Source organism: Flagellimonas ochracea (genome assembly GCF_009903685.1).
GTDB lineage: Bacteria > Bacteroidota > Bacteroidia > Flavobacteriales > Flavobacteriaceae > Flagellimonas > Flagellimonas ochracea.
In genome coordinates, this window is record NZ_JAAABI010000008.1 from 14,834 (window position 1) to 34,311 (window position 19,478).

20 protein-coding genes are annotated in these 19,478 nt (G+C 40.7%); 16 read left to right on the forward strand and 4 right to left on the reverse strand.

What is annotated here, in order from left to right; all coding sequences use genetic code 11:
• Window positions 1-27: 27 nt before the first annotated feature.
• Window positions 28-1,914 carry a molecular chaperone HtpG gene (gene htpG, locus GTQ34_RS15310; RefSeq protein ID WP_166524683.1) on the reverse strand — a complete coding sequence of 629 codons (1,887 nt, stop codon included), beginning with the start codon at window positions 1,912-1,914 and terminating at the stop codon, window positions 28-30.
• A 339-nt stretch (window positions 1,915-2,253) separates the two neighbouring features.
• Here htpG and GTQ34_RS15315 point away from each other — a divergent pair, with 339 nt between their 5' ends.
• The 4 genes from GTQ34_RS15315 to GTQ34_RS15330 all read left to right on the forward strand — a co-directional run bounded on the left by GTQ34_RS15315 (window position 2,254) and on the right by GTQ34_RS15330 (window position 5,878).
• Complete coding sequence (locus GTQ34_RS15315; RefSeq protein ID WP_166524684.1) at window positions 2,254-2,910, forward strand: TetR family transcriptional regulator C-terminal domain-containing protein; 657 nt, start codon at window positions 2,254-2,256, stop codon at window positions 2,908-2,910.
• Window positions 2,911-2,916: 6 nt separating this feature from the next.
• Window positions 2,917-4,227 carry an ABC1 kinase family protein gene (locus GTQ34_RS15320; RefSeq protein WP_166524685.1) on the forward strand — a complete coding sequence of 437 codons (1,311 nt, stop codon included), beginning with the start codon at window positions 2,917-2,919 and terminating at the stop codon, window positions 4,225-4,227.
• A 98-nt stretch (window positions 4,228-4,325) separates the two neighbouring features.
• Complete coding sequence (locus tag GTQ34_RS15325; RefSeq protein ID WP_166524686.1) at window positions 4,326-5,333, forward strand: 3-oxoacyl-ACP synthase III family protein; 1,008 nt, start codon at window positions 4,326-4,328, stop codon at window positions 5,331-5,333.
• Window positions 5,333-5,878, forward strand: coding sequence for a pyridoxamine 5'-phosphate oxidase family protein (locus GTQ34_RS15330; protein WP_166524687.1), 546 nt, complete (start codon window positions 5,333-5,335; stop codon window positions 5,876-5,878). The genes GTQ34_RS15325 and GTQ34_RS15330 overlap by 1 nt, the downstream gene beginning before the upstream one ends.
• 90 nt (window positions 5,879-5,968) lie before the next feature.
• Here GTQ34_RS15330 and GTQ34_RS15335 read toward each other — a convergent pair whose 3' ends face one another.
• Window positions 5,969-8,419, reverse strand: a complete 2,451-nt coding sequence (locus tag GTQ34_RS15335) for a TonB-dependent receptor (RefSeq protein WP_166524688.1) — start codon at window positions 8,417-8,419, stop codon at window positions 5,969-5,971.
• 327 nt (window positions 8,420-8,746) lie between these two features.
• On the opposite strand from GTQ34_RS15335, the gene GTQ34_RS15340 reads away from it, so the two are divergent.
• Window positions 8,747-9,106 (forward strand): CoA-binding protein, encoded by a 360-nt coding sequence (locus GTQ34_RS15340; protein ID WP_166524689.1) that lies wholly within the window; start codon window positions 8,747-8,749, stop codon window positions 9,104-9,106.
• Here GTQ34_RS15340 and GTQ34_RS15345 read toward each other — a convergent pair.
• Entirely contained in the window at window positions 9,103-10,575 is a 1,473-nt protein-coding gene (locus tag GTQ34_RS15345; protein WP_166524690.1) for a sodium:solute symporter, read from the reverse strand. The genes GTQ34_RS15340 and GTQ34_RS15345 overlap by 4 nt on opposite strands.
• 76 nt (window positions 10,576-10,651) lie before the next feature.
• Between GTQ34_RS15345 and recR the strand changes: the two genes are divergently transcribed.
• The 11 genes from recR to ftsY all read left to right on the forward strand — a co-directional run bounded on the left by recR (window position 10,652) and on the right by ftsY (window position 18,440).
• Entirely contained in the window at window positions 10,652-11,272 is a 621-nt protein-coding gene (gene recR, locus GTQ34_RS15350; RefSeq protein ID WP_166524691.1) for a recombination mediator RecR, read from the forward strand.
• A gap of 94 nt (window positions 11,273-11,366) precedes the next feature.
• A complete protein-coding gene (locus GTQ34_RS15355; RefSeq protein ID WP_166524692.1) occupies window positions 11,367-12,725 on the forward strand; it encodes a dihydrolipoamide acetyltransferase family protein in 1,359 nt (452 codons plus the stop codon).
• Window positions 12,726-12,791: 66 nt separating this feature from the next.
• Entirely contained in the window at window positions 12,792-13,574 is a 783-nt protein-coding gene (locus GTQ34_RS15360) for a carboxylesterase family protein (protein ID WP_235915061.1), read from the forward strand.
• 9 nt (window positions 13,575-13,583) lie between these two features.
• Complete coding sequence (locus GTQ34_RS15365) at window positions 13,584-14,357, forward strand: 3'-5' exonuclease (protein WP_166524693.1); 774 nt, start codon at window positions 13,584-13,586, stop codon at window positions 14,355-14,357.
• A 24-nt stretch (window positions 14,358-14,381) separates the two neighbouring features.
• The gene (locus GTQ34_RS15370; RefSeq protein WP_166524694.1) at window positions 14,382-14,993 is read left to right on the forward strand and encodes a fumarylacetoacetate hydrolase family protein; all 612 of its coding nucleotides are present in this window, start codon (window positions 14,382-14,384) and stop codon (window positions 14,991-14,993) included.
• Window positions 14,993-15,331, forward strand: a complete 339-nt coding sequence (locus GTQ34_RS15375; protein WP_166524695.1) for an Hpt domain-containing protein — start codon at window positions 14,993-14,995, stop codon at window positions 15,329-15,331. The genes GTQ34_RS15370 and GTQ34_RS15375 overlap by 1 nt, the downstream gene beginning before the upstream one ends.
• A complete protein-coding gene (locus tag GTQ34_RS15380; protein ID WP_166524696.1) occupies window positions 15,332-16,579 on the forward strand; it encodes a competence/damage-inducible protein A in 1,248 nt (415 codons plus the stop codon). It abuts the gene before it with no gap.
• Window positions 16,580-16,651: 72 nt separating this feature from the next.
• Window positions 16,652-16,879 (forward strand): 50S ribosomal protein L28, encoded by a 228-nt coding sequence (gene rpmB / locus GTQ34_RS15385; protein ID WP_036383210.1) that lies wholly within the window; start codon window positions 16,652-16,654, stop codon window positions 16,877-16,879.
• A gap of 19 nt (window positions 16,880-16,898) precedes the next feature.
• The gene (rpmG, locus tag GTQ34_RS15390; protein ID WP_136468368.1) at window positions 16,899-17,081 is read left to right on the forward strand and encodes a 50S ribosomal protein L33; all 183 of its coding nucleotides are present in this window, start codon (window positions 16,899-16,901) and stop codon (window positions 17,079-17,081) included.
• A gap of 42 nt (window positions 17,082-17,123) precedes the next feature.
• Complete coding sequence (locus tag GTQ34_RS15395; protein ID WP_166524697.1) at window positions 17,124-17,276, forward strand: DUF4295 domain-containing protein; 153 nt, start codon at window positions 17,124-17,126, stop codon at window positions 17,274-17,276.
• Window positions 17,277-17,480: 204 nt separating this feature from the next.
• Entirely contained in the window at window positions 17,481-18,440 is a 960-nt protein-coding gene (gene ftsY, locus GTQ34_RS15400; protein ID WP_166524698.1) for a signal recognition particle-docking protein FtsY, read from the forward strand.
• A 185-nt stretch (window positions 18,441-18,625) separates the two neighbouring features.
• Here ftsY and GTQ34_RS15405 read toward each other — a convergent pair whose 3' ends face one another.
• Window positions 18,626-19,477, reverse strand: coding sequence for a hypothetical protein (locus GTQ34_RS15405; RefSeq protein WP_166524699.1), 852 nt, complete (start codon window positions 19,475-19,477; stop codon window positions 18,626-18,628).
• Between the last annotated feature and the right edge of the window lies 1 nt (window position 19,478).

A 19,478-nucleotide genomic window follows, 5' to 3' on the forward strand; every position in this document is an offset into this window, starting at 1 on the left:
CTTGCCTTTTTTTACAATTAATAAAACCTATTTAATCATATCGTAGCTACGTGCGATGAATTTGGTCAATTCCTCACCTTTCAGTAACCCTTTGGAAAGTCTTGCAAGGTCAAGGGACTGATTGATGAGCCTGGTCCGCTTTTTGGCGGTTTTAGTATTCAATATCTCGCCGACCAACTCATGATTGGTGTTCACGATCAAATTGAACATATCGGGCATATTGCCCACACCAAACATTCCACCTCCGCCCGTTTGTTGCATTTCTTTCATACGGCGCATGAATTCTGGCTCAGTGATAATAAAGGGAGAAGCAGAACTGTCCATGGCCTCCAATTGAATGGTGTAGCCCTTGTCCTGAACAACCGATTCAATCTCTGATTTCAATTTCTCCTTTTCTTCATCGGACAATTTTGAAATGGCTGTATCCTCTTTTTTGATGAGGTTATCAACATGGTCTGCATCCACCCGGGCAAAGGATAGCTTTTCTTTTGAGGTCTCCAATTTTTGCATCAGGTGGGACACGATGGGAGAATCCATCAACAATACTTCATAGCCTTTTGCCTTGGCAGCTTCAATATAACTGTGCTGGGCCTCTTTGTCGGAAGCATAGAGCACCACCAACTTTTCATCCTTGTCGGTTTGGTTGTCCTTTATTTTGGCCTCCAATTCCTCAAAGGTGTAAAAGTTGCCATCCACTGTGGGGTAAAGAGCAAAATTTTCTGCTTTTTCAAAGAATTTTTCCTCGGAAAGCATTCCATACTCAATAACAACCTTGATGTCGTTCCATTTTGCTTCAAAATCTTCCCGATTGTTTTTAAACAAGGAGCTCAATTTGTCTGCCACTTTTCGAGTGATGTAAGAGGATATTTTCTTGACCGCTCCATCCGCTTGCAGGTATGAGCGTGATACATTCAAGGGAATGTCGGGTGAATCAATGACTCCTCGCAACATGGTCAAGAACTCAGGGACAATCCCCTCCACGTTGTCGGTAACAAAAACCTGGTTTTGGTAGAGTTGGATTCTATCCTTCTGGATATTGATGTCATTGGTCAATTTTGGGAAGTATAGAATTCCCGTTAGGTTAAAGGGATAATCCACATTGAGATGAATGTGGAACAAAGGTTCCTCAAATTGCATGGGGTAGAGTTCCCGATAAAATGCTGTATAATCCTCTTCCTTTAAATCTGTGGGTTGTTTGGTCCACGCAGGGTTGGGATTGTTGATGATGTCGTCCACCTCTTTGGTAGGTGCCGGATCTTCCTCTTTGGCTCCTTCAGGTTTGGGCAAGGTCTCTGTCCGTGTTCCAAACTTGATGGGAATTGGCATGAACTTGTTGTATTTTTTCAACAACTCCCGAATTTTGGAATCTTCCAGAAATTCGGTGGAATCCTCTGCAATATGAAGGATGATTTCCGTTCCCCTGTCTTTTTTCTTCACTTCCTTAATGGTGAATTCAGGAGAACCATCACAGGTCCAATGCACTGCTGGCTCATCTTTAAAACTTTTGGTGATAATCTCAACCTTGTCCGCCACCATAAATGCAGAATAGAAACCAAGACCAAAGTGACCAATGATGCCCGCATCTTTTTCCGCATCCTTGTATTTATCCAAAAATTCCTCTGCACCGGAAAAAGCCACTTCGTTAATATATTTTTTCACTTCTTCCTCAGTCATTCCAATTCCTTGGTCAATGATGTGGATTTTTTTCTTGTCCTTATCGACCTTTACTTCAATCAAGGGATTCCCATATTCTACCTTGGCTTCCCCAATGGAAGTAAGGTGCTTTAGTTTAAGGGTTGCATCCGTAGCATTGGAGATCAACTCCCTGAGGAAAATCTCATGATCGCTGTATAAAAACTTCTTAATTAAAGGAAAAATGTTTTCTACTGAAACATTGATTTTACCTGTAGCCATTGTTCTATTGTTTTCTTTTGATTCTAATAGGACAAAAAAAGTACCACTTAAGACAAGTATGACAAACTGACACTACTCAATAACTCGGCAAAAGGAAATTTTTAACATAATTTTGTTTATTTTATATGTGAATTTATTAAACAAAATATTTATATTTGTTTTGTTATGGAGAAATTGCTATGAAAGAATGCACTTCTATAACAAATTTGTTTATTTATTGGTTAGGTTGTCGAAAACGCACTTTTGCTAGAAAGTGCGTTTTCTTTTATTGATATTTTATGATTTATTACACACAATTTATGTTTGATTAATCGTATTTTTGTTTAAACAATAGAAAGTATGGCAAAAGAGACCAATTCAAAGAGAACGGCAGAGGATATTATTACGTTTTACATGCACCACGTGCTGGAAAACGAAGCGGAGCCCAAATCAATTTTTAAGTTTTGTAAGGAGCAAAAAATTAAGGAAACCGACTTTTATAAATTTTTTGGTTCCTTTGAATCCCTGCAAAAAGCAATTTGGGAGAAATTCTTTGACAATAGCATAGGCTTGATTAAAAAGAACAAGGATTATGCATCCATGACGAACGAAGAAAAGATGCTTACTTTCTTTTTCACTTTTTTTGAGAACTTGAACTTGAATAGAAGCTATGTGTTGTTTGTTTTGGATGGAAAAAATCATGCAATGGAAAAGATGGCCCAGCTCAAGGGGCTTAGAAAAAAGATGAAGGCCTTTGCATCCGAGCTTATAGAAGAAGGCAATCAAGAAAAACAGATTAAGCTACTTCAGCATAATGAAAAATTGTTCTCCGAGGGCGCTTGGCTGCAATTTTTATTCTTACTAAGGTTTTGGATGCAGGACAGTTCACCCGGTTTTGAGAAAACAGACATTGCTATAGAAAAATCCGTTACCACCATATTTCAAGTCTTTGAAAATACGCCTCTTGAGAAAATTCTGGATTTTGGCAAGTTTCTTTACAAAGAAAATTTTGCTTAGGGGTTTATGAAGACTTTGGACACAATACCCACTGGAAAGTTGGAACGTGCAGGGAAACTTGTAAAAACGGGCGTCAAAATTGGCGGCAATTATGTGAAATATTATGGCAAAAAATTGGTCAATCCAGATATTTCTAAGGAAGAATTGAACCAAGACAATGCTGAAGATATCTATGATGGTCTTAAAACCCTGAAAGGCAGTGCCCTAAAAGTGGCCCAAATGCTGAGCATGGAGAAGAACCTATTGCCCAGTGCCTATGTGGAAAAATTTTCGTTGGCTCAATTTTCAGTGCCTCCTTTATCAGCTCCATTAGTTAGAAAAACCTTTAAAAAATACCTGGGAAAGTATCCCGAAGACATTTTTGACAGCTTTGAAAAAAACTCCATCAATGCTGCCAGTATTGGACAGGTACATAAAGCCAAAAAAGATGGTAAAGAGTTGGCCGTGAAAATACAATATCCCGGTGTTGCTGATAGCATAAGCAGTGACTTGGCTTTGGTAAGGCCCATTGCCATTAAAATGTTCAACCTTAACGGGAAAGATTCGGATAAATATTTTAAAGAAGTCGAGCATAAGCTCATCGAAGAAACGAATTATGTGTTGGAACTGCAACAGAGCAAGGAAATTACCGATGCTTGTGCCGTGATACCCAATATGGAATTTCCATCATACTATCGTCATCTATCAAGTGAACGTATTTTGACGATGGATTGGATGAAGGGGGAGCATTTAGGAGATTTTACAAGAAACGATTTCAAAGCTGAAACAGGCGACAAGTTGGGTCAGGCACTATGGGACTTCTATATGTTTCAGATACACTATCTTCGGAAAGTACATGCCGACCCTCATCCCGGAAACTTTCTGGTAAGTGATCAAAGTACATTGATAGCAATTGATTTTGGGTGCATCAAAGAGATTCCCAACGAATTTTATGTTCCTTATTTTGAATTGGCAAAGGAGGAAAGCATCAACAACGATGCAGTTTTTATGGAGAAGCTGTACGAATTGGAAATTTTGACAGCAACGGACTCCCCTGAAGAAATAACGTTTTTCAAAGCACTTTTTAAGGAAATGCTCCAGATTTTTACAGCCCCTTTCAATCAGGAGGAGTTCGATTTTGGCTCGGATGATTTCTGGGCGCGTATCGCCAATTTGAGTGAGCGCTATTCCAAGGATCAGCAGATAAGAAAAATGAATGGCAATCGGGGATCTAAACATTTTCTGTACATGAACCGAACTTTTTTCGGTCTTTATAATCTACTTCACGATCTTAAGGCCAAGGTGAAAGTCAATAATTTCAAGAACTACATCAATTAATTTTGCCAATAAATAGGTAGTTCATTGAATATATTTTTTACTTTTCCGTTAATTAGCCCCTTGTTTTTTTAATTAATTCATAATTAAAGCTCATTATAATGTACAATGCTAAAATATCGGGACTTGGTTTTTTCGTACCTGAAAATGTGGTCACCAATGATGATTTGTCCAAACTTATGGACACTTCTGATGAATGGATCCAGGAAAGAACGGGAATAAAGGAAAGAAGACATGTTATCAAGGGTGATGACACAACTACTTCCATGGGCGTAAAAGCTGCGAAAATAGCTATTGAACGAGCAGGAATTGACAAGGATGAGATAGACTTCATCATTTTCGCTACGCTAAGTCCAGATTACTATTTCCCAGGTCCGGGTGTGTTGGTGCAGCGCGATTTGAATATTAATACCGTAGGGGCACTGGACGTCCGGAATCAATGTTCCGGTTTTGTATATGCCATTTCCGTGGCCGACCAGTATGTAAAGAGCGGGATGTACAAAAATGTTTTGGTCATTGGTTCCGAACTACATTCCCATGGTTTGGATATGACAACCAGGGGCAGGGGAGTCTCGGTTATTTTTGGTGATGGTGCAGGTGCTGCGGTTATCAGTAGAGAAGAAGATACAAATAAGGGGATACTTTCTACCCACTTGCATTCTGAAGGTCAACATGCAGAGGAATTGTCGTTAATAGCACCGGGAATGGGCAAACGTTGGGTAAATGATATCCTTCAGGATAATGATCCTAACGATACTTCTTATTTTCCACATATGAATGGACAGTTTGTGTTCAAAAATGCAGTGGTCCGCTTTAGCGAAGTGATTATGGAAGGGCTTAATGCCAATGGCTTGGGGCCACAGGATATTGATATGTTGATTCCACACCAAGCGAATCTTCGAATTTCGCAATTTGTGCAAAAGAAGTTTGGACTATCCGATGATCAGGTCTTCAATAATATTATGCATTATGGTAATACCACCGCTGCTTCTATACCCATTGCCCTAACCGAAGCATGGGAATCTGGAAAGATCAAGGAAGGCGATTTGGTAGTATTGGCAGCATTCGGAAGTGGCTTCACCTGGGGAAGTGCCATAATTCGCTGGTAATGGGCCGACAACTTAAAGCGCTTACATCCGCCCTAATTGATTTCATCAATAACCAAAAATTGTTTTTTGTGGCCACGGCGATGGAAGATGGCACCGTCAATCTCTCTCCAAAGGGTCTGGATTCACTTCGGGTGATAAATGAGAATCGAGTGATTTGGCTCAATATGACCGGTAGCGGTAATGAAACTGCAATACACCTTTCCCATAAAAACCGTATTACCCTAATGTTTTGTGCTTTTGAAGGAAATCCACTTATTTTAAGGCTGTATGGCAAAGCATCGGTCTGTAATTACAATGATTCGGAATGGACCAAACATATTGACCTTTTCCCAACAACTCCAGGAGCCCGACAATTGATAGACGTACAAATAGAAAAAATACAGACCTCTTGTGGCATGGGGGTTCCGCTCATTGAATATAAAGAGGATAGAAGGGAACTTTTAGCTTGGGCCGAAGATAAAGGAATTGATGGACTGGAAAAGTACTGGGAAATAAAAAACACAAACAGCATTGATGGGTTTCAGGTCAATTCTGAAATAAAATAAAACCCCAACTTACAATGAAGTTGGGGTTTTTATTGATAAACCTTGAAAGACTAACCAACCAACACTCTGGCAAGGAATACCAATAATTCTTTATAAGATTCCTCCTCCGGTTTGTTTGGTATTGTCGTCCCTTCTTTTACGCTGTTTTGCTCGGTATTTTCCACTTCCGAAGCGATAAGAAAGGCCTACATATACATTGTTGCTCTCCCAGTTGAAGCCACCCACTTGTTCATAAGGTCGATCTCCATCAAAGGCAAAGCGCATGGTATTGAACATATCATTGTAGTTAACACTAATAGTGCCCTTGCCCTCGGCAAAGTTGTAACGTGCACCCAGATTTACAAAATACATGGGTTCTGCCAGAAACTGAATTGTTCTGTTTTGACCTCGATAGAAGGCAAACGCCTGGAGCGTCAACTTTTTGGTGACCGTAAAACTGTTGTTCAACCTCAGGTTCCAAGCTGTATTTTCCACTTCAACATCTTCAACGATAATGTCGTTCTCCGTGGGGTTTGGGCTATCGCCGCTCAAGCTTTCAGTGATTCCCCTTTGTGTTTGCGAAAAGAAATCGAAACTTCCGTTAATGCTCCACCACTTGGTAGGTCTGTAGTTGGAAGAAAGTTCGAAACCGTAGGCTGAGGTATTGTCAAAATTGTCAAAAGTCAATATCAACCGGTTAAAATCCAAACGGTCTACGTAAACAGCACGGTTGATTTCGTCGGAAATGGTCCTGTAAAATACTCCTGTGGTGATGCTGCCTCCCTTGAATCTTTTGGTGTAGTTGGCTTCATAAGAATCGGTGAACTGTGGTTCCAAACTGGGATTTCCAAAGGAAGATATCAACGGAGTCGCCCATTCCCTTATGGGGTTCACTTGTTGAAGACCTGGCCGGTCTACCCTGCGGCTATAGCTCACTTGGAATTGGTCTTTCTCATTAGGGCTATAGGTCAAAAAGGCAGAAGGATAAATCTGCGTGTATTTATCGGTAAAGGCGCGAACCCGGTTGGTATCGGCCTGTACCTCCACATCCTCAATTCGGACACCTACCTGATAAGACCATTTGTCCCTGCGCTGTGAAAAAGTGGCATAGGCCGAATAAATGTCCATATCATAAACGAAATCGGTGCTTGGGGTTGGAATCAAATCTCCATTGGAATTAAAGGAAAGTCCAGTGGAGGAATAATCCACTTCGGTTTTAAAACCTCTGGACTCAAGTCCAACTTCCAGTTTGGAAATGCTGTCCAAAGGATTCACGTAATCAAGATTGATGAAGGTTTGATCACGCTCGGTATCCACAAAATCCATGTAATCGGGAAATAGGGTATTACCTACCGACCTGAAAGTAGCATCTTGGCCACTCTCAAATTCGTTATGGTCCACCTCAAGTTCTATGTTGTGTCCTTCCTTGGCAAAGTTCAATTTATAGTCAAAATTGTACTGTCCGCTTGTGTTATCGCTCACATCATTGAAAAACTGGGTAATGTTACGTTGTGCGTCGTTAAAATACGTCACCTCAGTTATTCCATCTCCTTTTCCATCAAAAATGTTTTGATTGGTAAACACTGAGATGGTGTTCTTATCATTCAAGTAAAAATCCACTCCAAGCTTATACAAGTGTGATTTGTTGTTGTTGAAAAAATCAAAATCCTGTAGGGAATTCTCATCCAACCTCAATATGGTCCCATCATTTACATACTTGCCAATGTTGTTGCCATAATTACCGTAGATGTTGAATTTTCCATTTCTATAGTTCAAATCGATGGAACTGTTGAACTTGGCCTCTATGGCTTGAGTAAGACCTATGTTGACGTTTCCATTAAAGCCAATATTGGCATTTTTGTGCAGTACAATGTTAATGATACCACTCATCCCTTCGGGATTGTATTTGGCTGAAGGATTGGTTATCAATTCTATGGACTTAATAGAAGTGGAGGGTATTTGGCGTAACAATTGTGCCACGGGAACGTTGGACAGTTTACCGTCCACCATAACCCGCACATTGGAATTGCCCCTTAAGGTAATGTCTCCCGTTTGGGCATCCACATTTACCGATGGAATGTTATTCATAATGTCCGAAGCAGTGGCTCCCGCTGTGGTCAAATCCTTGCCGACGTTTATTACCTTGCGGTCTACGCGCTGTTCTATTGTGGTTCGTTCAGCAACAACTTCAACTTCTTCCAGGTTTTCGGCCGCCTCTTTCAAAGTAATGGTCCCAATATTTACATTTCTATTGGATTTATTGATTTCCAGTTTTTGCGAATGGGTTTCATATCCAATAAACTGAACTTCAAGGATAAAAGATCCATCGGGCAGTTTTTTTATCTCGAAATTGCCATCTTCCTCGGTTATGCCACCAGTGATGGTTTTGGTGCCATCTTCCGATTTAATCACTACGGCAGCATAGGCTATCGGTTGATTTAATGTATTGTCCACAACGGTTCCGGAGATCGACCCAAGTGCCGTTTCTGGATTGTTGGCACTAATGTTTGTTGAATACACACTACAGATAAGTAGCGCTAAGAGTGATAGTACACTTCTCATGACTTTGTTCATTTTTTGATTAGCTTGATGTTGCTTACTAGACTGTGAAGAGGTCAATTTGTTACAGGGAAAAATGAAGTTTAACATTTTTTTGCTCAAATAAATGATGATAAATCTTGAATATCGGGGATGTCAAAAAGAAGAAGAAAAGAAGAAGCCCTGGCTCATTTGGATTGTGATGCCAGGGCTTTGCATTGATAAGCTATACTAAACACTAACCATTAACTATAAAAATACAGCCTTATCAATGATGATTCTTTGGACAATAGACGAGTTTTTTTCGAAATAGTTACAATCTTTGAATCAGTTTAACAGATAAATTAACATATGGGCAAGGCACTTGTTTTTGGGGCATCGTTAAAACCCAATCGCTATAGCAATTTGGCAATTCTGCGCTTGGTTGAAAAAGGAATCGATGCCCAAGCTTTCGGTCTAAGGGAAGGAATTGCCCACGGAGTTCCGATCATAAACAATCTGGATGAATTCGAAGATATAGATACGGTTACCCTTTATCTAAACCCGGGTAGGCAATCCGAATATTACCAGGCAATATTGAATTTAGCTCCTAGAAGGGTCATTTTTAATCCAGGGACCGAAAACCCAGAGTTTTACGAAATGCTGCGAAAAGCGGGAATACAGGTTGAAGTGGCCTGTACCCTGGTCTTATTGGCCACAGGACAGTACTAGCTGGTTATGGCTCTTCGGTCTCTGATTAGCCATAACCCGATAAATGTTAAAAGCCCATTCAAGGGCAACAGTTCATAGCCCAATACATAACCTCCCAGATATTCTGATGGGATGTTCGCAATGAATACGATAATGGCCACCACAACAACCGAAACTACCCAAACGTAGGCATCTTTGATTTTATGTCTTGTGAATATTCCAAAGGCAAAAAGTCCTAATAATGGCCCATAGGTGTATCCTGCTACCGTCAACAAACTATCTATTACATTGCTGCTCAAAATGTATTTGAATGCAATAATCACAAGCACCAGCATCACGCTCATGGCTATATGGGTCTGCTTCCTAACTTTTTTCTGTTCCTCTTCACCCTTTTTTTCGATGTTTAAAAAATCTACACAAAAAGAGGTGGTCAAAGAAGTTAAAGCACTATCTGCACTGCTATAGGCCGCCGCGATCAACCCAAGCATGAAGGTAATGGCCAAAGTAAGCCCCAAGCCACTGTTCAAAGCAATTTCAGGAAACAATAAGTCCGTTTTTGCCTCACCATCCATTAAAGGAACCGAAATACCGTTCTTCTTGGCATAGATGAAAAGAAGTGCACCCAGTAACATAAACAAAAAGGTGACCCCCACCAACACAAAACTGAAAGAGACCATATTTTTTTGAGAGTCCTTCAATGTTTTACAGGTAAGGTTCTTCTGCATCATGTCTTGGTCCAAACCCGTCATGCAAATGGTGACAAACATACCCCCAACAAAAGATTTTATAAAATGGTTTCGATCCAACAAACTGTCAGTGTACAGAAATTCATTGTAATCTCTCAGTTCATCAGAAACCAAAAATTCTCCAAAACTCCAACCCAGTTCCCCATTTATGAAAAAGATGGACAATATTACTGCCAAAATCATAAAAAGGGTTTGCAATGTATCGGTCCAAACAATGGTTTTTATGCCTCCTTTGTTGGTGTAGATCCAAATTAGCAGTATTGAAATGATGACAGTGAACTCAAACCGAATCCCTAAATCGTCAAAAACGAACTGTTGTAGCACAATGGCCACCAAATACAAGCGAAATGAAGCACCCAAAACCCTCGATATAAAAAAGAAGAAAGCCCCTGTTTTATGGCTTACCGTTCCGAAACGGTCTAGCAAGTATTCATAAATGGAGGTGAGATTATGCCTATAATAGAGGGGTAGCAGTAAAAAAGCTACCACAAGATAACCCACAAGGTACCCCAGCACCACCTGCATGTAACTAAATTGGGAATCTGCGACCCAACCCGGCACCGAAATAAAGGTAACCCCGGATAAAGAGGCGCCCACCATACCAAAGGCTACTAAATACCATGGAGATTCCTTTCCAGCCTTAAAGAAATCAGCGTTGGAATCATTTTTACCCGTAAAATGAGAAATAATCATCAGCACCAAAAAATAAGCACCGATCAACAATAGAATTTGAGTCGAGGACATAGTCGGAATTTGATTTGCAAAGTACAAAAGTAAATTCGTAACCGTAAAATCGTAATTTTGCCCAATATTGAAGTGTATGGAGTTTTCATCAAAACTTTTAGAAAATGCGGTCTACGAGATGTCCCAATTGCCTGGTATTGGAAAACGCACGGCGTTGCGTTTGGTGCTTCACCTATTGAAGCAACCCGAGGAAAGAACAAATTTGCTTTCAAATGCTTTGGTGAAATTAAAAAGTGAAGTCAATTTCTGTGAATGCTGCAATAATATTTCGGATACCAAATTGTGCGAGATATGTGCCAATCCGAAGCGTGACGAAACCTTGGTTTGTGTGGTAGAGGACATCCGAGATGTGATGGCCATTGAAAACACCTCACAGTATAATGGTCTCTATCACGTGTTAGGGGGGAAAATATCTCCAATGGAAGGCGTAGGGCCGCAAGATTTGAATATTAACGCTCTACTAAAGCGTGTTCAAAAAGGAACCATATCAGAGCTCATTTTTGCTTTGAGTTCCACTATGGAAGGAGATACGACCAATTTTTACATTTATCGTCAATTGGAAGGAATGGAAGTTGTCACCTCCACCATAGCCCGGGGAATCTCAGTAGGGGATGAGTTGGAATATGCCGATGAGGTGACCTTAGGCAGGAGCATTCTAAATCGGGTGCCTTTTGAGAATTCCATAAAAGCAGGTTAGGAGTATCATTAATTTTATGATAAATCTAATAAGAAGCAGATTTCTTTATTATTTTTGCAAAACTTAAGTCGATATTAGTTCGTTAAATAAGAATATGTCAAAGTTTGAATTAAAACTACCGCAAATGGGGGAAAGTGTTGCCGAAGCAACATTGACCACCTGGCTGAAAGAAGTGGGTGATACCATAGAAATGGATGAGGCCGTATTTGAGATTGCCACGGATAAGGTGGACTCTGAAGTGCCAAGTGAAGTGGAAGGCGTATTGCTTGAGAAGCGATTCAATGTTGACGACGTCATCAAAGTAGGAGAGGTTGTTGCCGTAATTCAGACCGAAGGAGAGGTAGAGGAAGCTGCAGAAAGCTCCCAGATAGAAACGGTAAAGGAAACCAAGGTCGAGGAACCAGCAGTGGTTCTTGAAAAGCAAATGACCGAAGTAAAAGAAACTGTGACCGCCTCCACCCCCGATTTTTCCAAATCACAACGGTTTTACTCACCTTTGGTCAAAAACATTGCCAAGGAAGAAGGCGTTTCCATGGACGAATTGGAGGCCATTGTTGGCACTGGAAAAGAGGGAAGAGTCACCAAAAACGACATAAAAGCTTATTTGGAAAGCCGTTCATCCAATGGAAAGACGGCCGTAGAGACCACAACGGCTCCTGAAAAGGTTGAACCTAAACCATCGCCGGTTGAAGCTCCTAAAACGGTTAAGGAGAAACCACAACCTGCACCTGTTTCAGTTGGCGAAGGCGATGAAATAATCCCACTGACTAGAATGGGAAAACTCATTGCACAGCATATGGTTGATAGTGTATCCACTTCGGCCCATGTACAAAGTTTTGTGGAAGTGGACGTAACCAATGTGGTCAACTGGAGGAACAAGGTCAAGAAAGCTTTTGAGGAAAGAGAAGGGGAGAAGTTAACGTTTACCCCCATTTTCATGGAAGCAGTGGCTATGGCACTTAAAAAATACCCCATGATGAACATTTCTTTGGATGGGGATAAAGTGATCAAAAAGAAGAATATCAACTTGGGTATGGCGGCAGCTCTGCCCGATGGTAATCTTATTGTTCCGGTTATCAAAAATGCGGACCAACTCAATTTGGTAGGCATGGCAAAAACGGTAAACGATCTGGCCAATAGATCAAGGAACAATCAGTTAAAACCAGATGAGATCAAAGAGGGCACTTACACCGTAACAAATGTTGGTTCCTTCGGAAGTGTTTTTGGCACCCCCATTATCAATCAGCCACAAGTGGGTATTTTGGCATTGGGTGCCATTAGGAAGATACCTTCCGTAATAGAAACCGACCAAGGAGAATATATAGGTATCCGAAGCAAGATGTTCCTATCCCATAGCTACGACCATAGAGTAGTGAACGGTGCTCTCGGAGGTATGTTCGTAAAAACTGTTGCCGATTATCTCGAAGCGTGGGATATTAATCGGGAAATCTAGTTCTAGAATAGCAGTTTTTCCCAAGACTATGCTTAATTTGGGATTTCAAATAAAAATGACACGGTTTTGAAGTCTTATGTCACCCTATTTCTGCCACTGTTACTTTTGTTCGGTACCATGACCTCGGCACAAGATTTTACCAAATATGAGAAAAAAGAATTTGTGGCAGCGGGTAAAACACTTCCTTACAGAATTTTGTTGCCCCAAAATTTTCAATCTAATAAGAGATATCCAGTAGTGCTCTTTTTACACGGTTCAGGGGAGCGCGGTTATGATAACCAAGCACAACTGACCCATGGGGCAAGTCTTTTTTTAAAGGAAAAGCTAAGGGAAAAGTATCCTGCTATTGTGGTATTCCCGCAGTGTTCTGTAAATAGTAGTTGGTCCAAGATTGATGTTAACGGTGATTTTCCGAACAGGGAGTTCATTTTTTATGAGGATGCCGAACCTACTTCAGACATGATTTTATTGGAAGGACTTTTGAAACAAATTGGAAAAACCTATAAGGTTGACAAAAGAAGGATCTATGTAGGGGGACTTTCCATGGGGGGCTTCGGCACTTTTGAATTGGTGAGAAGGAACCCCAAACTGTTTGCAGCAGCGTTTCCTATATGTGGTGGAGCCAACCCTAGAATAAGTGACCAACTTAAAAAATTGGATTGGTGGGTGTTCCATGGAGCAGCAGATAAGGTGGTTCCAGAAAAATGCTCGGGCCAAATGGTGGAAGCCATGAAAGAAAAGGGCATAAATGTAAAATATTCGGTTTACCCAGGGGTAGGGCACAATAGCTGGGATAATGCATTTGCCGAACCTGAATTACTGCCCTGGCTTTTTTCCAAATCTAAATAAATACATGCTATGCAATTGAAACTTACCAAACCCATATGCTTTTTTGATTTGGAGACCACTGGTACCAACGTGGCCAAGGACCGAATCGTAGAAATATCCATTTTGAAAATATTACCAAACGGCAACAAAGAAAGTAAGACTTGGCTAGTGAACCCAGAAATGCCCATACCTCCAGAGGTTGTCGCCGTTCATGGCATTTCCAATGAAAAAGTGGCCAATGAGCCCACATTCAAACAACTTTCCAGGGAAATTTACACCATGATCAAGGATAGTGATTTGGCAGGGTATAATTCTGACCGTTTTGATATTCCGCTGCTTGTGGAAGAAATGTTGCGATCGGGTGTCGATTTCGATATGAAGAACATGGTATCTGTGGACGTACAAACCATATTTCATAAAATGGAACAACGCACACTTAAAGCAGCTTACAAATTTTACTGCGACAAAAGCTTGGATGATGCCCATAGCGCAGAGGCCGATACAAAAGCTACTTATGAGGTATTGCTCTCCCAACTGGACCGCTATCCGGAGTTGGAGAACAATATTAAAAAACTATCCGAGTTCACCACGAGAAAACAATCTTTGGATTTTGCTGGTTTCATAGGGTTGAATGAGGAAGAAGAGCCCATTTTTGCCTTTGGAAAGCATAAAGGAACCACAGTTGAAGAAGTACTGGAAAAAGAACCAGGTTACTTTGGTTGGATGCTTAACGCTGACTTTCCCTTATATACCAAAAAAGTACTTACACAGATAAAGTTGAGCAAGCTCAACAATAAACTTTAGTTAATAATAATTGATTGCAAACCCATGAAGTTGATTTGTATTGGCAGAAACTATGCTGCGCATATTGATGAGTTGAAAAATGAAAGGCCCAGTGAACCTGTGGTTTTTATCAAGCCAGATTCTGCGGTCTTGCCCAAAGAACAAGACTTTTACATTCCAGAATTCTCCGAGGATGTGCATTATGAGGTAGAAGTGTTGGTGAAGATAAAAAAAGTGGGTAAGCACATCGCCAAAGAATTTGCCCATAAATATTATGACGAAATCGGCCTTGGAATAGATTTTACGGCTCGGGACCTGCAATCCAAGCTAAAGGAAAAAGGATTGCCCTGGGAAAAAGCCAAAGGATTTGATGGCGCAGCAGTGATAGGTAGGTGGAAGCCAAAAATACTGTACGAAAGCGTTGACAACCTCAATTTTTCTTTAATAAAAAATGGCAAAAAGGTGCAAGAGGGCAATACCTCCTTGATGTTGTGGAAGATAGACGAGCTTATTGCCCATGTTTCTACCTATTTTATGCTGAAAAAAGGGGATATATTGTTCACAGGCACGCCCGCAGGTGTTGGTAAAGTTGCCCCAAATGACTACCTTTCTGGAACACTTGAGGGGGAGCAGCTTTTTGAATTAATGGTAAAATAATGATTTACAACCTCGACAAAATCAATGAAATGGCAGAAGGAGACCAAGATTTTGTAATCTCGGTAATTTCTGTTTTCTTGGATGAAGTCCCTGAAGATTTAGAAAGTCTTGAAAATGCCGTTGCAGCAGAAGACTATGAAAACATATACAAATTGGCGCACAAAATAAAGCCCAATGTAGACTTGTTGGGCATGGAGCATACCAGGGCCCGGGCTTTGGATATTGAGACCATGGGTAAAACACAAGCCAGTATGGAAGCCATCAGAGAACAATTTCCCCTGCTCAAAACAGATGTGCATCAAGTGATTTCCGAGCTCAAAAAAGATTTTGACCTATAAATGCAGGCAGAAATAATAACCATTGGAGATGAAATTCTCATTGGTCAAATTGTGGACTCCAATTCTGCCTACATTGCCAAGGAATTGAACAAAATAGGAGTTTCTGTCTACCAAATAACTTCCATTCAAGATGATCGCGAACACATTCTGGATGCTCTCGAGGCTGCTAAAACGCGTTCTTCGGTAGTTATTGTTACTGGTGGATTGGGTCCCACCAAAGATGATGTCACCAAACCTACTCTCTGTGAGTATTTTGAAGACAAATTGGTCCAGAATGATACTATTCTCGCCCATATTGAAGAACTTTTTGAAAAATATATTTCGACACCCATATCGGACCTCAATAGAAAGCAGGCCATGGTGCCTTCCAAGGCAGAGTTGTTACATAATGGATTTGGCACAGCACCGGGACTCTGGATGAAAAAGGACCAAACCGCCTTTGTTTTTCTTCCAGGAGTACCTTACGAAATGAAAAAGCTGTTGACAGGTTCTGTGCTCCCAAAGATTATAAAGGAATATGAACGCCCCTACATTTTACACAAAACCATCATGACCTATGGTCTGGGAGAAAGTGCCATAGCAAATAAGATTGAGGACTGGGAAGATAATTTGCCGCCTTTTATCAAACTGGCTTATTTACCCAATTTAGGAAGAGTAAGATTGCGGCTTACTGCGCGCGGAACTGACAAGGAGGTATTGTTGAAAGGTTTGGCGGAAGAAACCAAGAAATTACATCCTTTAATTGGGGACATCATTTATGGTGAAGAAGAAGATGAATCCCTAGAAAACCAGATAGCCAAATTGCTTACCCAAAAAAATAGGACCTTGGCTACCGCTGAAAGTTTTACAGGGGGGAGAATTGCAGAGCAATTGACCTCCATTCCTGGAGCATCCAAATACTTTAAAGGCAGTGTGGTCAGTTATGCAACGGAAACCAAGACAAAACTATTGGGAGTTCCCGAAGAAGTGATTGCCAAGCATTCCGTGGTCAGTGAGGCTGTGGCCATGGCCATGGCTAAAAATGCACGACAAATTCTGGATACCGATTTTGCCATTGCCGCCACGGGCAATGCGGGTCCCACCAAGGGAGATTCCGATGAAGAAATTGGTTCCGTGTTCCTAGCCATCAGTACCCCAGAACGTACTTTTGCCGAACATTTTGCCATGGGAAACCACAGAGAGCGTATTGTACAAAAATCTGTGAACAAAGCGTTGGAGCTGCTTGTAAAGGAAATATTAAATTTCTGAAAAAGAATTTTGTCCGTCCAGTCAAAAGCTATAAATTTGCAGCCTCAATAAAATCACTCAAAAGTTAGGGAGATGTCTAAAGTTTGTGAAGTTACAGGAAAGAAGGTGATGTTCGGCAACAACGTTTCCTTCTCTATCAATAAAACAAAGAGAAGGTTCGACGCCAATATCTCTAAAAAGAGATTTTACGTTCCCGAAGAAGATCGTTGGGTTACGTTGAACGTTTCCACAAGAGGATTGAAAATCATCAACAAGAAAGGAATCTCTGCTGTATTGAAGGAAATCAATTCCAAGAAATAAGTAGTTTAAGCACGATACAATGGCAAAGAAAGGAAATAGAATTCAGGTCATTTTGGAATGTACAGAGCACAAAGATTCTGGTATGCCAGGAACTTCAAGGTACATAACCACCAAGAATAAAAAAAATACGCCTGATAGGATGGAGATAAAAAAATTCAATCCCATTCTTAAACGTATGACTGTACATAAAGAAATTAAATAAATCGGATTTACCGCAGGTAAAACCCAAAGAAATAGATAAGCCATGGCAAAGAAAACGGTAGCAACCCTTCAATCATCATCAAAAAGATTGACCAAGGCCATAAAAATGGTCAAATCTCCCAAATCGGGTGCATACACTTTTGTAGAATCTGTAATGCCCCCTGAAATGGTCAACGACTGGTTGAACAAAAAATAAGGGTCAAATTCCCTAGTACGAAATTGAAAGTCGCCTAGTAGCGACTTTTTTTATGTTCACTTGTCATTTCGAAGGAGTCCCAATAATTATTGGGGTGACTGAAAAATCTAAAAAGAGATTTCTCGCTTCGCTCGAAATGACCTTGTAACTTTAACAAAACTCCCCTTACTTTCCTATCTTTGAATTTCGTTTGATGCACACCCAATGAGTTTATTCAAAAATATATTTTCAAAGGACAAAAAAGAGACCTTAGACAAGGGATTGGAAAAATCCAAAAGCAGTTTTTTTGGCAAGTTGAGCAAGGCCGTTGCCGGAAAATCAAAGGTTGATGATGAGGTACTGGACAACTTGGAAGAAGTTTTGGTCACTTCCGATGTTGGTGTCGATACCACCTTAAAAATCATAGAACGTATCGAGGAACGGGTATCCCGTGACAAGTATTTGGGAACCGAGGAGCTCAATATCATTTTACGGGAAGAGATAGCCGGACTACTTTCCGAAACCCATACTGGGGAAGCTGCTGAATTTGTAGTGCCGGCGGACAAAAAACCCTATGTAATTATGGTGGTTGGCGTGAATGGGGTTGGGAAGACCACGACCATCGGCAAATTGGCCTACCAGTTCAAAAAACAGGGCCTGAAAGTGGTGCTGGGTGCTGCCGATACCTTCCGGGCGGCGGCCATAGACCAATTACAGGTTTGGGCAGACCGTGTGGAAGTTCCCATCATCAAACAAAAAATGGGCAGCGACCCTGCTTCCGTGGCTTTCGATACGCTAAATTCTGCAGTGGCGGAGAATGCCGATGTGGTTTTGGTGGATACCGCTGGACGTTTGCACAACAAGGTCAACCTGATGAACGAACTGGCCAAGGTAAAACGGGTGATGCAAAAAGTAGTACCGGATGCCCCGCACGATGTGTTGCTGGTATTGGATGGTTCCACAGGGCAGAACGCCTTTGAACAGGCCAAACAATTTACCAAAGCTACCGAGGTAAGCAGTCTTGCGGTGACCAAATTGGACGGGACCGCCAAAGGCGGGGTAGTCATTGGTATTTCCGACCAATTCCAGATTCCAGTAAAGTATATTGGCGTAGGGGAGGGCCTGGAAGACCTTCAGGTTTTTAATAAATACGAGTTTGTGGATTCGTTTTTTAAGCTTAATTAGAAAATAAGCTTTTAGTTGAAAGTGGATAGCGGTCCCGTATAACTGTCATTTACGGGTTAATATGCGTTAATTTTCGGTTTGAATCAGACGTTTGCAATTCCGAGTGGATTTTAGCCTGTCCCTGGGTGGAGTTGAAGGGTAGTGAAATCCCCCAAAATTACGGTCATATATTGCGTAGCACATTTTTATTCCACCTTTATTGAAAAATCATCAACAAAAAGTTCGATATTTCCCGCTGTAGGATTTGCTGTTGCTCCAATTTGGACACGTTCGTAAAAAGTCGGCTCTTGTAAGGTGAAATCAATTCCTTGATTTAAAAATACATCTCTAAAAACTTCTGCGTTTGGCATATTCATTCCAACTTCATTTATGACCTCTGTTCCATCAATAACCAATCTGTTAAAACCATTTTCGCTTTCTGACATAGTCATTTCCCACTGAACTGTAACCCATTGATTTCTAGGGAAAGGAAAATTTGTTTGTTGCATTGTGGTGCCGGATATTTTTCCTCTTTCGATGGAAAGGAAATCATTTCCGCCAGACATCATTAGTCTTACGCCAGGGCATTGATTTTCAGAACCGTAATTATCGCCAACAGTTGGGTCCCAGCAAGAACAACATTCTAAATCAATAAGTAATAAATTTTCGATAGATGCTGTACCTACTATATAGAAATCAGCTTTGATCGTAACCTTATCACCTGAAATTATGTTTAGTCCATTTTTTTCAATATCTACTTTGGACAAATCAGAATCTGACTGATAAGCAAGAACACGAAGTGCATTTTGTCCCTCATTGAATTCAGTATCGGAAATTGATATTTCATTGATAGCATTTGAAGGATTGGTTTGTTGTATGTTTGACCATCTGCTACCATTTGAAGGAAATAATTCGTCTAATAAGTCATTTTGTGTTTCAAATCCATCCTCGAATAAAAAACTTTCTGCTAAAGATTCTTTTGGATTATTTTCATCTTTATCACAACCAAAAAAGAATAATATTATAATTGAAAGAAATATAAGCTTATGTCTTTTCATA

What these genes read in the sequence shown, in the direction of transcription:
- htpG (WP_166524683.1), bottom strand. Translation starts at nt 1,914, where the DNA reads ATGGCTACAGGTAAAATCAATGTTTCAGTAGAAAACATTTTTCCTTTA.
- GTQ34_RS15315 (WP_166524684.1), top strand. Translation starts at nt 2,254, where the DNA reads ATGGCAAAAGAGACCAATTCAAAGAGAACGGCAGAGGATATTATTACG.
- GTQ34_RS15320 (WP_166524685.1), top strand. Translation starts at nt 2,917, where the DNA reads ATGAAGACTTTGGACACAATACCCACTGGAAAGTTGGAACGTGCAGGG.
- GTQ34_RS15325 (WP_166524686.1), top strand. Translation starts at nt 4,326, where the DNA reads ATGTACAATGCTAAAATATCGGGACTTGGTTTTTTCGTACCTGAAAAT.
- GTQ34_RS15330 (WP_166524687.1), top strand. Translation starts at nt 5,333, where the DNA reads ATGGGCCGACAACTTAAAGCGCTTACATCCGCCCTAATTGATTTCATC.
- GTQ34_RS15335 (WP_166524688.1), bottom strand. Translation starts at nt 8,419, where the DNA reads ATGAGAAGTGTACTATCACTCTTAGCGCTACTTATCTGTAGTGTGTAT.
- GTQ34_RS15340 (WP_166524689.1), top strand. Translation starts at nt 8,747, where the DNA reads ATGGGCAAGGCACTTGTTTTTGGGGCATCGTTAAAACCCAATCGCTAT.
- GTQ34_RS15345 (WP_166524690.1), bottom strand. Translation starts at nt 10,575, where the DNA reads ATGTCCTCGACTCAAATTCTATTGTTGATCGGTGCTTATTTTTTGGTG.
- recR (WP_166524691.1), top strand. Translation starts at nt 10,652, where the DNA reads ATGGAGTTTTCATCAAAACTTTTAGAAAATGCGGTCTACGAGATGTCC.
- GTQ34_RS15355 (WP_166524692.1), top strand. Translation starts at nt 11,367, where the DNA reads ATGTCAAAGTTTGAATTAAAACTACCGCAAATGGGGGAAAGTGTTGCC.
- GTQ34_RS15365 (WP_166524693.1), top strand. Translation starts at nt 13,584, where the DNA reads ATGCAATTGAAACTTACCAAACCCATATGCTTTTTTGATTTGGAGACC.
- GTQ34_RS15370 (WP_166524694.1), top strand. Translation starts at nt 14,382, where the DNA reads ATGAAGTTGATTTGTATTGGCAGAAACTATGCTGCGCATATTGATGAG.
- GTQ34_RS15375 (WP_166524695.1), top strand. Translation starts at nt 14,993, where the DNA reads ATGATTTACAACCTCGACAAAATCAATGAAATGGCAGAAGGAGACCAA.
- GTQ34_RS15380 (WP_166524696.1), top strand. Translation starts at nt 15,332, where the DNA reads ATGCAGGCAGAAATAATAACCATTGGAGATGAAATTCTCATTGGTCAA.
- rpmB (WP_036383210.1), top strand. Translation starts at nt 16,652, where the DNA reads ATGTCTAAAGTTTGTGAAGTTACAGGAAAGAAGGTGATGTTCGGCAAC.
- rpmG (WP_136468368.1), top strand. Translation starts at nt 16,899, where the DNA reads ATGGCAAAGAAAGGAAATAGAATTCAGGTCATTTTGGAATGTACAGAG.
- GTQ34_RS15395 (WP_166524697.1), top strand. Translation starts at nt 17,124, where the DNA reads ATGGCAAAGAAAACGGTAGCAACCCTTCAATCATCATCAAAAAGATTG.
- ftsY (WP_166524698.1), top strand. Translation starts at nt 17,481, where the DNA reads ATGAGTTTATTCAAAAATATATTTTCAAAGGACAAAAAAGAGACCTTA.
- GTQ34_RS15405 (WP_166524699.1), bottom strand. Translation starts at nt 19,477, where the DNA reads ATGAAAAGACATAAGCTTATATTTCTTTCAATTATAATATTATTCTTT.